12 protein-coding genes are annotated in these 13514 nt (G+C 67.3%); 1 reads left to right on the forward strand and 11 read right to left on the reverse strand.

What is annotated here, in order from left to right:
- Window positions 1-7: 7 nt before the first annotated feature.
- The 11 genes from ACM6LR_RS05955 to ACM6LR_RS06005 all read right to left on the reverse strand — a co-directional run bounded on the left by ACM6LR_RS05955 (window position 8) and on the right by ACM6LR_RS06005 (window position 12294).
- Window positions 8-1126 (reverse strand): ABC transporter ATP-binding protein, encoded by a 1119-nt coding sequence (locus ACM6LR_RS05955; protein WP_414936945.1) that lies wholly within the window; start codon window positions 1124-1126, stop codon window positions 8-10.
- The gene (locus ACM6LR_RS05960) at window positions 1123-2118 is read right to left on the reverse strand and encodes an ABC transporter ATP-binding protein (protein ID WP_414936944.1); all 996 of its coding nucleotides are present in this window, start codon (window positions 2116-2118) and stop codon (window positions 1123-1125) included. The genes ACM6LR_RS05955 and ACM6LR_RS05960 overlap by 4 nt, the downstream gene beginning before the upstream one ends.
- Before the next feature lie 6 nt (window positions 2119-2124).
- Window positions 2125-3060, reverse strand: a complete 936-nt coding sequence (locus ACM6LR_RS05965; RefSeq protein WP_414936943.1) for an ABC transporter permease — start codon at window positions 3058-3060, stop codon at window positions 2125-2127.
- The gene (locus tag ACM6LR_RS05970) at window positions 3057-4058 is read right to left on the reverse strand and encodes an ABC transporter permease (protein WP_414936942.1); all 1002 of its coding nucleotides are present in this window, start codon (window positions 4056-4058) and stop codon (window positions 3057-3059) included. Before ACM6LR_RS05970 ends, ACM6LR_RS05965 begins: the two co-directional genes overlap by 4 nt.
- 87 nt (window positions 4059-4145) lie before the next feature.
- Window positions 4146-5687, reverse strand: a complete 1542-nt coding sequence (locus ACM6LR_RS05975; RefSeq protein WP_414937129.1) for an ABC transporter substrate-binding protein — start codon at window positions 5685-5687, stop codon at window positions 4146-4148.
- Between the two features lie 496 nt (window positions 5688-6183).
- Complete coding sequence (locus ACM6LR_RS05980) at window positions 6184-6684, reverse strand: uridine kinase family protein (RefSeq protein WP_414937128.1); 501 nt, start codon at window positions 6682-6684, stop codon at window positions 6184-6186.
- 44 nt (window positions 6685-6728) lie between these two features.
- Window positions 6729-7166, reverse strand: coding sequence for a DUF2304 domain-containing protein (locus ACM6LR_RS05985; RefSeq protein ID WP_414936941.1), 438 nt, complete (start codon window positions 7164-7166; stop codon window positions 6729-6731).
- A gap of 12 nt (window positions 7167-7178) precedes the next feature.
- Complete coding sequence (locus tag ACM6LR_RS05990) at window positions 7179-7880, reverse strand: glycosyltransferase family 2 protein (RefSeq protein WP_414937127.1); 702 nt, start codon at window positions 7878-7880, stop codon at window positions 7179-7181.
- Between the two features lie 59 nt (window positions 7881-7939).
- Window positions 7940-9913 (reverse strand): DUF6541 family protein, encoded by a 1974-nt coding sequence (locus tag ACM6LR_RS05995; protein ID WP_414943346.1) that lies wholly within the window; start codon window positions 9911-9913, stop codon window positions 7940-7942.
- A gap of 72 nt (window positions 9914-9985) precedes the next feature.
- Window positions 9986-11281 (reverse strand): hypothetical protein, encoded by a 1296-nt coding sequence (locus ACM6LR_RS06000; RefSeq protein WP_414936939.1) that lies wholly within the window; start codon window positions 11279-11281, stop codon window positions 9986-9988.
- The gene (locus ACM6LR_RS06005; RefSeq protein WP_414936938.1) at window positions 11278-12294 is read right to left on the reverse strand and encodes a glycosyltransferase family 2 protein; all 1017 of its coding nucleotides are present in this window, start codon (window positions 12292-12294) and stop codon (window positions 11278-11280) included. The genes ACM6LR_RS06000 and ACM6LR_RS06005 overlap by 4 nt, the downstream gene beginning before the upstream one ends.
- 61 nt (window positions 12295-12355) lie before the next feature.
- Between ACM6LR_RS06005 and ACM6LR_RS06010 the strand changes: the two genes are divergently transcribed.
- Window positions 12356-13468 (forward strand): UDP-N-acetylglucosamine 2-epimerase, encoded by a 1113-nt coding sequence (locus tag ACM6LR_RS06010; RefSeq protein ID WP_414936937.1) that lies wholly within the window; start codon window positions 12356-12358, stop codon window positions 13466-13468.
- Window positions 13469-13514: the final 46 nt, after the last annotated feature.

The raw sequence follows: 13514 nt of genomic DNA on the forward strand, positions 1-13514 counted from the left end.
AAACGAACTACAGGATCTCGGCCGCCGAGCCGACGTCCGGCAGCCCGCCGAGGTCGGGGTTCAGGTCCCCGGAGTCGACGAGTTCCGCCTTGACCTCGTGCGGTTTGATCCGCCCGTCACGGATGTCCTCCGCGTAGTGGCAGGCGACCCGGTGCCCCGCGCCGATCTCCCGCAACTGCGGGCGGTCGGTGTCGCACAGGCTCTGCTGCTTCCACGGGCACCGCGTGTGGAACCGGCAGCCGGACGGCGGCCGGGCCGGCGAGGGCAGGTCGCCGGCGAGCAGGATCTGCTCCCGGGTGTCCTCCACCGTCGGGTCCGGCACCGGGATCGCCGAAAGCAGCGCCCGCGTGTACGGGTGCAGCGGGTTCTCGTACAGCGCGTCCGCGTCGGCTTCCTCGACCAGCGAGCCGAGGTACATCACGCCGATGCGGTCGGAGATGTGCCGCACCACCGCGAGGTCGTGCGCGATCACCAGGTACGTGAGGCCGAGCTTCTCCTGCAGGTCTTCCAGCAGGTTGACCACCTGCGCCTGCACCGAGACGTCCAGCGCGGACACCGGTTCGTCGGCGACGATCAGGTCCGGCTCGACGGCCAGTGCCCGCGCGATGCCGATGCGCTGACGCTGACCGCCGGAGAACTCGTGCGGGTACTTCCGCAGCGAGGACTCCGGAAGACCGACGTCGGACAGGAGTTCGCGCAGCCGCTTGGCGGTCGCTTCCTTGTCCTTGTCGAGGCCGTGCGCCTTCATTCCTTCCAGCAGAATGGATTCCACCGACTGCCGGGGGTCCAAAGAGGACATCGGGTCCTGGAAGACCATCTGCATCCGGCGGCGCGCCTTGCGCAGTTCCTCGCCCTTGAGCCCGGCGACGTCCGTGCCGTCGAAGACGACGTTGCCGCCCGTCAGTTCGGTCAGCCGGAGGATCGCCCTGCCCAAAGTGGACTTCCCGCAGCCGGATTCCCCGACGAGGCCGTAGGTCTCGCCCTTGCGGATGGCCAGGTCGACGCCGTCGACGGCGTACACGTGCCCGACCGTGCGGTCGACCACGACGCCGCGTTTGATCGGGAAGTGCACCTTGAGGTCGTTGACCTCGAGCAGCACTTCCCGCGTCGGTACCACTGAGGTCATCGTGCCCCTCCTCGTGCGGCCACGGCCGGGATCACCGGGTTGTGGCAGCGCAGCAGCCCACCTCGATCGGGGGTCAGCTGCGGTGAAACCTCCCGGCACACGCCGAGAGCGTTCGGGCAGCGGGGGGCGAAGGCGCAACCGCCGTCCCATGGGATGTTGTCGGCGACGGATCCCTTGATGGGGATCAGTTTCTCGCCGCGGCCCGCGTCGAGACGCGGGATCGAGGCGAGCAGGCCGTGCGTGTACGGGTGCCGCGGCTCGGCGAACAGCGCGTGCCGTTCGGCGCGCTCGACGATCTTGCCGCCGTAGAGCACGTTGACCTCGTCGCAGAGACCGGCGACGACACCGAGGTCGTGCGTGATCATGATCAGCGCGGTCCCGGTGTCCTGCACCAGTTCCCGCAGCAGCGCGAGGATCTGCGCCTGGATCGTCACGTCGAGCGCGGTGGTCGGCTCGTCGGCGATGAGCAGCCGCGGACGGCACGCCAGCGCGATCGCGATCAGCGCGCGCTGCCGCATCCCGCCGGAAAGCTGGTGCGGGTACTCGGAAAGCCGCCGCGCCGGGTCGGGGATGCCGACCTTGTCCAGCAGTTCCGTCGCTTCCACCGACGCCGCCTTGCGCGACATCCCGCGGTGCCGCTCCAGCACCTCGGTGATCTGCAGGCCGATCGGGATGACCGGGTTCAGCGAGGACAGCGGATCCTGGAAGACCATGCCGAGGTCGCGTCCCCGGCGGTCCCGCATTTCCCGGTCCGACAGGCGAAGCAGATCCGTGCCTTCGAACGACACCGAACCGCTGACGTGGTTGCCGCGCTTCGCGAGCAACCGCATGATCGCCAGTGACGTCACGGATTTACCGCAGCCGGACTCACCGACCAGGCCGACCGTCTGGCCGGGCTCGACGTCGAAACTGACCTCGTCCACCGCGGCGAACGGCTTCTCGCCACGTCGCTGGAAAACGACCTTGAGGTCGCGTACTTCAAGGAGAGCCATGAGAAATCACCGCCTGTTCTTCGGATCGAGGGCTTCCCGCAAGGACTCGCCGAGCAGCGTGAACCCGAGCGCGACCACGATGATCGCGATGGCCGGGTAGTACGCCAGCTCGGGGCGGATGTCGAGGAACTGCCGAGCACTGCGGCTCAGCATGATGCCCCACTCCGCCCGGTTCGGGTCCGGGTCGCCGAGACCGAGGAACGACAGCGCCGCCGCTTCGAGGATCGCGGTCGCCAGTGTCAGCGTGGCCTGCACGATGACCGGGCCGAGCGAGTTCGGCAGCATATGCCGCAACACGATCGTTCCGCGTTTGACGCCGAGCGACGTCGCCGCGAGCACATGGTCGCTACTTCGTTGCACGAGCATCGAACCGCGCAGCAACCGCGCGAAGATCGGCACGCCGACCATCGACACGGCCACGATCACGGTCCACTGGCTCGGCTTCTGGAACAGCGCGGCGACCGAGATCGCCAGCAGCAGCGACGGCACCGACAGCATGACATCGACCAGGCGCATCAGCACCGTGTCGACCCAGCCGCCGAAGGCACCGGCGAGACCGCCGATGATCATGCCGACCACGACGCCGATGATCGTCGCGAGCACACCGACCAGCAGCGTGTTCTGCGCGCCGACGAGCAGCCGCGAAAGGTAGTCGCGGCCGAAGTCGTCGACACCGAGCGGGAAACCGGCCTGCGCGCCGGGGATGATGCCCTGGCCGAGGATGACCTCGCTCTGCAGGTATCGCTCGTAGGGGTCCTTCGGCGCGATGAACGGCGCCAGGATCGCCACCAGGAGGAACAGTCCGGTGATCACGGCGCCGGTGATGGCCACCGGGCTCCGCACCATCCGGCGCATCGCCTCGCCACCGAGGCTGTGCCCCTTCGCCGACGACGCGGCGAGCTTGTCGATCGGCTCCTTCTTCTTGTTCAGCAAAGTGTTCATCGGACACGCACCCTCGGGTCGATGAGCCCGTACGAGACGTCGACCAGCATGTTCACCAGGACATACACGAGCGCGCCGAACAGCAGCAGCGCCTGCAGTCGCGGGTAGTCACGCCGTTCGATGCCTTCGGCGAGCAGGAAGCCGAGGCCGCGGAAGTTGAACACCCGCTCGGTCAGCACCGCACCACCGAGCAGCGCGCCGGTCTGCAGGCCGATGGTGGTGACCACCGGCAGCAGGCCGTTGCGGAGCACGTGACGACGCCGGACGACCGGCTGGGTGAGGCCCTTCGAGTTGGCCGTGCGGATGAAGTCCTCGTTCAGCACGTCCAGCACCGACGCGCGGGTGATCCGGACGATCACCGCGAGCGGGATGGTGGCCAGCGCGAACGCGGGGAGGACCAGATGGAGGATGGCGTCCCAGGCGGCGTCCCATTCCTGGGTGATGATGCCGTCGAAGACCGCGAAACCGGTGATGGTGGTGGCGTCGAGCCCTGCCATCTGACGCCCCTGTGAAGGAAGTCCCAGCGGGGCGGCGAGCACGTCCTGCATCATGTAACCGAGGAAGAACACCGGTACGGCGACGCCGACCAGGGTGAGCACGATGATGACGTTGTCGACGGCCCCGCCGCGGAATTGGGCGGCCAGGTAGCCGAACGGGATACCGAGGCCCACCGCGATGAGCATCGCGCAGAAGCCCAGTTCGAGAGTGGCGGGAAGGAAGTTCCCGATCTCCGACATGACCGGCTGGGCGGAGACCAGCGAGTTGCCGAAGTCGCCGGTGATGGCCCGGCCGAGGAATTTGAAGTACTGGACGAAGATCGGATCGTCGAGGCCGAGAATCCGGTTGAGGTCGGCGATCTTCTCCGGCGTCGCTTTGTCACCCAGCAGGGCGCCGGCGGGGCCACCGGGCAGTGACCGGAGCCAGGCGAAGATCAAAATGGACAGGATCAGGAGCGTCGGTATCGCTTGTAGCAGCCGACGCACGAGAAAACGGAGCACGTGCGTTCCTTTGTTGCCAGCCCGGGAATGGGCCGCAGGGGGTGGGCGCGGTAGCGCCCACCCCCTGAAGCCGTCAGTGGTGGTGGATCAGTTGACCGTGACGGTGTAGAAACGCTCGTCGGTCAGCGGGCTGGCCACCAGGCCCTTCACCTTCGGGCCGACGACGATCGCCGGGGGGCCGTAGGAGATGGGGATGGCGGGCAGGTAATCCATGATCTGCTTGTTCACTTCCTGGTACGCCTTGGTGTGCGCCTCACCGGCGGGCGCGGCGTCGGCGGCGGCGAGGGCGCTGAAGAGTTCGGGGTTGGTGAAGCCGAACTCCGCCTTCTCGCGGCCGAAGAAGGTACCGACGAAGTTACCGGCGTCGTTGTAGTCACCGGTCCAGCCGAGCAGGTGGACGTCGTGCTCGCCACGCTTCTGCACGGCGTCCTTGTAGCCACCGTTCCACGGCTGGGCGATCGGCTCGACCTTGATGCCGATCTTCTTCATGTCCTCGGACAGCGAGGTGAAGATGTCCGCCGGGTTCGGCATGTACGGCCGGGTGACCTCGGTCGGGTAGTAGAACTTCAGCGTCATACCCTCGGCGCCGGCTTCCTTCAGCAGGGCCTTGGCCTTCTCCGCGTCGTACGGGTACTTCGTGACGTTGTCGTTGTAACCGTCGATCGCCTTCGGCACGAACTGGGTCGCGGTCTCGGCGCCCTCGGGGAGCTTCGACTTCACGAACTGTTCCCGGTTGAGGCCGTAGGCCAGCGCCTGGCGAACCTTGAGGTCCTTCAGCTTCGGGTTGTTCTTCTGGTTGATGCCCATGTAAAGGACGTTGAACGACGGGCGGATGAGCACCTGCTCACCGTCGTTGCGCAGCAGGCCGTAGTCCGCGGGCGACGGGTAGTCGAAGCCCTGGATGTCGCCGGCCTTCAGCGCCTGCTTGCGGGCGTTCTCGTCCGGGATGACCTTGAAGACCAGCTTGTCGAGCTTGGCCGTCTGGGTCGGGGAGTCGGTCGCCTTCGACAGCGTGATCTCGCCCTTGGCCTGGTCCCAGCTGTCGAACTTGAACGGGCCGGTGCCGGTCGGGTGCTGCAGCGCGTACTCCGGGTAGGAGAACGAGTCACCACTTTGGGTGACGTTGTCCGCGTTGTACTTCTTCAGCGCGTCCGGGCTCTGCATCGAGAACGACGGCAGCGTGAAGGCCGCCGGGAACGCGCCCTTGGCCTTGTTCAGGTTCAGGATCGCGGTCGACTCGTCCTTGGCCTGGCAGTCCTTGAACACCGGGGCGCCGGAAGCGTCACCCTCGTTCTTGGCGAAGCCCTCGAAGACGTCGCCGTAGTAGATCATCTGGCTCTGGGCGGCGGCGCCCTTCATGTTGAACATGCGGTTGAAGTTGAAGCAGACCGCTTCGGCGTTGAACGGGGTGCCGTCGTGGAACTTCACGCCCTTCTTCAGGGAGAAGGTCCACGTCTTGCCTTCGTTGCTGCCTTCCCACTTCTCCGCCAGGCCGGGCTCGAGGTCCGCGGTACCCGGTTTGTTCATGATCAGGGTGTCCATCATCTGGCGGATGATGCGGAAGGTCTCACCGTCGTCGTTGAAAAGCGGGTCGAACGTCTTCGGGTTACCGGCGGCGCCGAAGACCATGGTGCCTCCCGAGCCACCCCCTGCGCCTTCTTCACGCTTCGAATCGGCACAGGCGGAAATGGAGACCGCGAGTGCGCCGGCAAGCCCGATCAGGGCCACACGGCGTGCTCGGGTCGCCCGCAGTTGCTGCATCTGGCACCCCTTGAGGAGAATTTCGGTGTTTTAGGCACCGCCGGCGTCGGTCGGAACTCGAACTCCGCGGACGATCGGTGTGTTCGCCGACACTAGCGGGAACTCGGCCCGCACTTAAGCACGCGAGGTTACGATCGCGCTACACGAAGGCCAATACGACCGCAAAGTGTCCACAATTCCGGACGGAGCGTAATCAATTCGGGCCCACTAACGCGTAGAGTGCCGAACCACTGACGCAAATGGGTGTCCACCACTACACCCAATGGGTCACTGACAAAGTGGACAAACACCGGCGGTGCGGCATGGATCGCGCCTCGCGCTCTGGAAGTACAGGAAGGTGATGTTGCTGAGCCGAGAGGTGTCCTTACCACTCACGAGAGGTGACTACCCGATCCGCCGCGGCCCTGGTCCCGTCGACCCCGAACCACCCTCGCTCGAACAGCTGCCAGCGCCGCAGCTCCGCCCGTGATTCCTCGCCGTCCCGGCCCGAGGCGCGGTCGAGGCGTTCGGTCTCGCTCCCGCCGTCCAGCCAGGTCAGCAGGGACAACGACGGCCGGATCCGCGCCCTGCCACTGGAAACACCTTCCAGCACAAAGACTTCGGGAACGTCGATCTTGACTTCTTCGCCCGGCCGCGGAACGCCGCTGGTCCAGTCCACGCGCCGGTAGCCGCCCGGCCTGCCCGCGCGCAGCGGTTCCAGGACACCGGTTTCCAGCCTCGGCCACCACGAAACGGGTTCGTCCCAGGTGGCGAATTCGTCGGTGCTGACCAGGGCGACCCGGATACCGCGGCTGTCGAGGTCCGCGACGACCTTCCCGGCAAGTGTGGACTTCCCCGATCCGGAAGGCCCGTCGATGGCGAGCAGGCGAACGGCACCGAGCCGGGCCGGGGCCGCCAGAACCGCGTCGATCAGCGTGCGCGTGCGGGGCTCACTTCGGGGAGCCCTTTGACGTTGTCGGGAGTGGCTGTCCTCGCTTCGAGAGCGGCGACGCGTTCTTCCAGTTCACGCTGGGCATCGGCGAGTTCGCAGCGGAGCAGCGCGATCTCTTCGACGGAGGTCCGGACCTCTTCTTCGAGATGCCCGACCTCGGTCGACAGATGCAACGCGACCAGCGCCAGCACCACACCGGCCAAGAGGAATACGAAGTTCGACGGTGTTTGGACGCCGGTCACGCGAGCCAGGAAATCAGCGGCCTGCGGAACGAGTGCGAGCACCACGACGCCGAGAGCGAGGACGAGCCAAACACCCGCGTACTTCTCGCGCAGTTTCCGCCGTCGCATCATCTCGAGAACGGCGAACAGCACCAGACAGGCGACGACGATGCTGAGAATGCGCCAGCCGTCCATGATCAGCTCCTTTTACGCCGAATCCGACGAGTCGACGGCGGGGCGGCGGCGCACCAGCGCCAGCAGCAGGGCGAGTCCGGCGCGGCCGAGGTAGACGGCCGATTTCACCGGTGAATGGCTCGGTGTCCCACCGATCCGTTCCCGCATGATCACCGGGATTTCCTTGATCTTCAGTTCGGCGCGAATCGCCATCACCAGCGACTCGACCGTGTCGCCGAGGTATTCGGCCGGGTAGTACCCCGCGAAGAGTTTGATCGCTTTCGGGCCCATCGCCTTGAACCCGGAGGTCACGTCGGTGAGTTTGGTCTTCCCGAGCCGGGAGAAAACAAACGAGAGGACGACCATCGCGTATTTCCGCGGGCCACTCGCCTTGTACGAACCCTTGCCCGCGAACCTCGAGCCGATCGCGATATCCGCCTCGTCGAGCGCGTCGAGCAGGGCGGCGACCTCGTCGGGATCGTGCTGGCCGTCGGCGTCCACCTGGACGACGACGTCGTAGCCACGGGCGGCCGCGTACCGGAAACCGGTGCGCATCGCCCCGCCGACGCCGAGGTTGACCGACAGGCGGGCCACCTGCGCGCCCGCGGCGCGGGCGAGCTTGGACGTGTCGTCGGACGAACCGTCGTCCACCACCAGCACGTCCATACCCGGCAAGGACTGCTTGACCTGGGAAATGACCGCACCGACAGTGGCCTGCTCGTTCAGGGCAGGCATCACGATGAGTACGCGACGGGTGGTCACGGACGTACTGGACACTGGATCACTCTATCTTCTTACTGGCCGTGAGCGGTGTCGGACCCGGTGGTGGCGCCGGCGGCGACCACACCTTGCTGACCTTCGATTTCGTAGACCGACGCGTCGGGGTTGTGGAAGACGCGCTTGAAACCCGGAGTGATTTCGAGGCGCTGGAGGCCCACCGCGGACTGCGCGTTGGGGGCCACCTTGCCCTTGCCGACGAGCACGTAGCGCACCTTGAGGTCGGTGAGCGCCGCACGCACGCGCGGCTCGCGGTTGATGTCGTTGAGGAACACGCTGAGCCAGCCCGGTTTGGTGGTGAACCCGGCGCCGTAGTTGGTCCACTCGACCGGCTGAACCCCTGCGAGGGCGTACATCCACACCGAACCGTCGGCCCGGTCGTTCATGACGCGCTCGCCGGGTACGACGTGCTTCCCGAGCCAGGCGTAGGCCTCTTCCTCGCCCTTGCTGACCGAGGGGCCGTCGCCGTAGTTCATCGCCAGCCGCGCGGAGTTGCGGCCGATGTAGCCACCCCTGCTCAGCACCGCGACCACCAGTCCGACCACCAGCGCGCCGGCGATGGTCGCGGTGTACGGGTTCAGGTTCGGTTTGCGCTCGCCGAGCTTCTCGGCGAACTTGCCCGACGCGGTGTGCACGAACTCGCCGAACGCGACGGCGCCCGCCAACGGGACGAGCGCGCCGACGCGCCAGTGGTCGTTGTAGAACACCCCGGTCAAGGTGTGGATGAGCGGGGTCTCCAGCGAGATCGTCGCGGCGAACAGGCCACCGAGCACGACGTACGCGCCGACCATCCAGAGCATCCGCCGGTGCCGCACCAGGAAGAAGACACCGATGATCGCCGGGATGCCGATCCACCACTGCGGGAACGACGCCATCGGCGAGAACGTGATGGTCTGCCCGAGCGCGCCGGACACGCTGGTCTCCGACGCCCAGAACGCGCTGGTCACGCCACCCGCGTTGTAGAGCGCGGGCAGCACCGTCGGCAGCCCCAGCACGACCGCCAGCACGATCGTGGCCACCAGTGAGGCCGCGCTGCGGCGCCAGCTGATCTTCTCGAAGCGGAACAGGACCGCGAGCAGGATCAGCAGGAAATAGACCATGATCACGAAGATCAGGCTGGTGTGCAGGCCGGCCAGCCCGGCGACGCCGACGCCGATCGCGACCGGTCCGGCGACACCGCGCGGCTTGAGCAGCAGGCGGGCCAGCGCGAGCATCGCGGGCACGAGTGCCACACCGGCGACGTACGGCCACAGCGGGCCGCGCCACAGCGAGTCGTACGGGAAGGCGGTGAACCAGGTGGACACCGCCGCGGCGGCGGCGGTCGCGAGGACCGGCATCCGCCAGGCGCGGCACATCGCGGCGACGCCGACCGGGATGGTCAGCACGACCATGAGCGCCGCCAGGTTCAGCGTCGGCATCATCGTCAGGCCGCCCTTGCCGAAGATCAGGGCGAGCAGCGCGTGATAGGTATCCGGGTAGAAGTAGTCGGTCTGGTTCGGCAGGTTGGCGATGGTGCCGACCGTCGACGCGCGCGCGTCGCCGTGCTCGGCGATCCAGCGCACCAGGTTGCCGTGGAACGGCGCGTCCCAGCCCTGCTGGACGTTCTCCAGGGTGTGCGAACCGCGCAGGAAGGTCACCGCGCCGACGCCGAGGCCGACCACGACACCGGCGCCGATCAGCAGGTGATCACGCGGGGAGCGCTTCGGCGCGTCCTCTCCGTCTTCGTCCCACTCGGGGTGGCGCTTCGCGGTGAAGCGGAGCACGAGGAACGAAAGGCCGAAACCGGCGACGGACAGCAGCAGGACCCACAGGCTGACGTTCAGCATGGTCCAGCGGATGCCGAAACCGCCGAGGATCGGGATGCCGATGGCGACGAGGCCGAAGGTCAGCAGCGGGGCCGCGGCGGCGAGGGTCCAGCCGCGCAGCCTGATCGCGGCACCGAAGACGAGCCCCGGCAGCCAGAACGCCAGCACTATCAAAAGAACGTTCATCGAATTCGCTGTCCAACCCTATTCGGCGTCAAAACGCCATCGGACTTTCCGGCCCGTGATGGCGCGGCCACACTATCGAGACGTTTCGGACGGCTGTGCGTTGCCCGTCCCGGGAGCGCCTCTCACCACGAACGCCATGACGATTAGCAGCCCTGCCGTCGGGCCGGCGGCGAGGCCGACGACGGCGCGCACGACGGTGTCACCGGGGAAGAACAGCAGCACCAGCGCGGTCGCGACGACGACGACGGCCCAGGTGATCAGCACCTTCGTGGCCTTGGCCTGCGCGACAAGGACGGCGGCGAGGAGCTGCATCGCGGCCAGCAGCACCGACGACCAGACCAGCCCTGCCATCCACCAGGCCTCGGGGTCGTTCTTGGCGCCGTAGACGAGACGGACCACCCACGGGCCGATCAGCCAGCCGATCAGCGCGCCGAGGGCCGCCAGCGCCAGCGCGCCCGCCGAACCCAGCGCGAGCAGCCTGCGCAGCCGGTGCTTGCCCTCTTCGGTGCTGGACAGGCGCACCACGGTCGGGACCGCGAGCGCCTGGACCGGCGCCATCAGCGTCAGCGGCGTCCTGGCCACGAACAGGGCGAGGAAGAGCACACCGAGCTTGTCCTTGTCGCCGCCTGGCGCGAGCAGGCTGACCAGCGCCGGGTAGCCGGTGATGACACTCGCGGTGAGCCCCGCGCCCGCGAGGAGCATCAGCATGTTCGTGACGACCGGCTTCACGGGCTCGTCGGCGTCGAGCTTGGGATCGACCAGGCGGGCGGCGCCGCGGGCGAAGAGCAGCCAGGCGAACGAGCCGGTCGCGGCGGCGATGGCGAACCAGTACAGCTGGGTGAGCCCGGCGACCACCAGCGCGGCGACCACGAGGATCCGCACGGCCGCTTCGACCAGGATCAGCCAGGAGTAGGACCGGACGTGGTCCTGGCCGATGAGCAGTCCGCGCGCGGCGAACTGGAAGGCGAACGAAAGCCCGCCTGCCAGCACGATCACGGCGAGCGCGAACTGACCGCCGTAGACCTTGTCGGTCACCGCCGGGATGAGCGTGAACAGTGCCGCGACGGCGACCGCGACCAGGCTGGTGACGAAGGCGATCACCGCGGGGCGTCCGGCCTTGCGGCCTTCGAGCGCGGCGTGCGCGGACTGGCGCGAGATCTCCTGTTCCAGCGGGGACAGGGCGGCGCCCAGCCCCATCAACATGCCCCAGAAGGAGAGCAGGACGGCGTTGTCCGCTGTGGACAGTGTCCGGCCCCAGACGACGGTGAGCGCGTAGCCGAGGGCGATCGCGATCAGCAGGCAGACGCCGATCCGACCGGCGGATTTCCCGGTGTCCTTTGCCAGTTCCTCGCTGCTCACAGCACTCATCGACGCAGCCGGGCTCGCAGCGCCAGGAAGAGACCTCGGAGCGCTCCGGCGCCGAACCCGGCCGCGAAGACCGGCGTGAGCTGGGCGACCGCCTTGGCCTCGGCCTTGGTCGCGCCGAACTTCGTCACCGCGAACCCGGCGGCCGTCGAACCCGCGGCGGCCAGCGCGACGGCGGTCTTCGGACGCTTCGCGGCGACACCGAGTCCGAGCACTCCGACGGCCATCGCGGCGAACAGGCCGTTACGTGCGGGACCTGGCGACGCGAGATACGAATCGACGAACGTGGTGCCGCGGAAATACGACTGCCCGACGAACTTCTTGAACGAATCGCGACCGTGGTAGGTCGCGGAGAACTCCGGGGCGAGGAAGATGCGGTGGCGTTCGGCGATCCAGCGCAGCACACCGGTGTCGTCACTGGCGAAACGGACGTCTTCGAAGAGCGACTCGAACGCGTTGGACGAATTCTCGAGAACGTCTCTCGGCGCGGAAAAGAATCCGGTTCCTTTCGGGAAGACATCGAACTCTTCGATACCGAAGGACATCAACCTCGGGTTCGCGCAATAACGGCGCCACGGGATCTTGACCAGTCCCGCCATGAATCCCGCGTACGGATTGTGTTCGGACGCGACGTTGATGTGACCGTTCCACACCGTGCGCTCGGGCTGGTCGACGAGCTGGTCACGGAGGAAGGTGAGCGAGCCGGAGTCCACGATCACCCGGCTGTCGAGCAGCAGGATCTGCGTCCCGGACGCCTTCGCGATCCCCGCCCGGCGTGCCTCGAACCGGCCACCGTTCGGCTGGGAGAGGACGGTGATCCCGTACAGCTCCCGCAGCCTGACCAGCTTCTCCGGGGTGCCGTCGGTGCTGCCGTCGTCCACGACGACGACCTCGACCGGCCAGTTCGCCGCCTGTGCCGACGCGATCAGCGCGCCCACACTGCGGTCGATCCAGTCCTGCTCGTTGTAGACCGGGATCACGACGGACAGGGCAGGGAGGAGCGAATTCGCACTCACCCCGGCGAGGCTACCTTGCGCGGCCCACCAGTATCCTTCGGGCACCGCAGACTCCGACAGAATGGCTCTTCCGGTGATTTCTTTCATTCTCGGCACCACGGCGGAACTGATCAAAATCGCGCCCGTCTACCACGGCATCCTCGAACGCGGGGTCCGGCCGAAGATCTGGTTCACCGCCCAGCACGTCGACGAGGTCTCGGACGTTCTCGCCGACCTGAACCTCCCGGAGCCCGACGTCTGGCTGGTGCCGAAGGAGAAGGCACACAACCTGGAGTCGCCCGCGCAGGTCCCCGGCTGGGCGGCGCAGGTGCTGCGCACCGCGTGGAGCCGCCGCGCCGAGCTGAAGGCCGCGCTGGTCGAGGACGGCCGCCCGCCGCTGGTGCTGGTGCACGGGGACACCTTCACCACGCCGTACGGCTCGCTCATCGGGAAGCGGATCCTGAAGTCGCGGGTCGGGCACGTCGAGGCGGGTGCGCGGTCGGGCAGCATCATGTCGCCGCTGCCGGAAGAACTGAACCGGAAGATCGCCGCGAAGATCGTCGACATGCACTTCGCGCCGAGCGCGCGTGAGGTGAACAACCTCCGTAACGCCCGCGGCGTCGTCGTCGACACCGAGGCCAACACCGCGATCGACGCGATGCGGCTCGCGATCAACGGGCCGCTCGACATCGAGGGCCTGCCGGAGAAGTTCGGCCTCGCCACCCTGCACCGCTTCGAACTGGTCTCGCGCGCGGACAAGTACCGCGAGGCGCTGGAGATCCTGCGCGAGCAGAGCAAGCAGATGCCGATCCTCTACATGGCGGGCGCGCCCGAGCGCGAGAAGATCCGCGCGCTGGGCCTGGCGAACCTCTTCGACGAGAAGAACTTCATCATCCAGCCGAAGATGCGGTACCTGAAGTTCCTGCCGCTGGTCGCGCGCGCCGAGTACGTCGTCACCGACTCCGGCGGCCTTTCGGCCGAGTGCTACTACCTCGGCCTGCCGTGCGCCGTGCACCGCGAGCGCACCGAGACGCCGCAGCACCTCGGCGAGACCGTCGTGCTGACCGAGATGCGCGGGGACAAGCTGCGGAACTTCCTCGACACCTACCAGAACCGCCGCGGTGAGTCCTGGGTCGAGAAGTTCCACCCGTCGGAGATCATCGTCGACACGCTGGCGCGCCTCGGCTACTGCTGACGCGCTTCGCCTCTCTCGCGTGCCATGAACGGTCCGTTACTTGCAA

The sequence above is a fragment of the Amycolatopsis sp. cmx-11-32 genome (assembly GCF_047608695.1).
Classification (GTDB): Bacteria; Actinomycetota; Actinomycetes; order Mycobacteriales; family Pseudonocardiaceae; genus Amycolatopsis.

What these genes read in the sequence shown, in the direction of transcription:
- ACM6LR_RS05955 (WP_414936945.1), bottom strand. Translation starts at nt 1,126, where the DNA reads ATGACCTCAGTGGTACCGACGCGGGAAGTGCTGCTCGAGGTCAACGAC.
- ACM6LR_RS05960 (WP_414936944.1), bottom strand. Translation starts at nt 2,118, where the DNA reads ATGGCTCTCCTTGAAGTACGCGACCTCAAGGTCGTTTTCCAGCGACGT.
- ACM6LR_RS05965 (WP_414936943.1), bottom strand. Translation starts at nt 3,060, where the DNA reads ATGAACACTTTGCTGAACAAGAAGAAGGAGCCGATCGACAAGCTCGCC.
- ACM6LR_RS05975 (WP_414937129.1), bottom strand. Translation starts at nt 5,687, where the DNA reads ATGGTCTTCGGCGCCGCCGGTAACCCGAAGACGTTCGACCCGCTTTTC.
- ACM6LR_RS05985 (WP_414936941.1), bottom strand. Translation starts at nt 7,166, where the DNA reads ATGGACGGCTGGCGCATTCTCAGCATCGTCGTCGCCTGTCTGGTGCTG.
- ACM6LR_RS05990 (WP_414937127.1), bottom strand. Translation starts at nt 7,880, where the DNA reads ATGCCTGCCCTGAACGAGCAGGCCACTGTCGGTGCGGTCATTTCCCAG.
- ACM6LR_RS05995 (WP_414943346.1), bottom strand. Translation starts at nt 9,913, where the DNA reads ATGAACGTTCTTTTGATAGTGCTGGCGTTCTGGCTGCCGGGGCTCGTC.
- ACM6LR_RS06000 (WP_414936939.1), bottom strand. Translation starts at nt 11,281, where the DNA reads ATGAGTGCTGTGAGCAGCGAGGAACTGGCAAAGGACACCGGGAAATCC.
- ACM6LR_RS06010 (WP_414936937.1), top strand. Translation starts at nt 12,356, where the DNA reads ATGGCTCTTCCGGTGATTTCTTTCATTCTCGGCACCACGGCGGAACTG.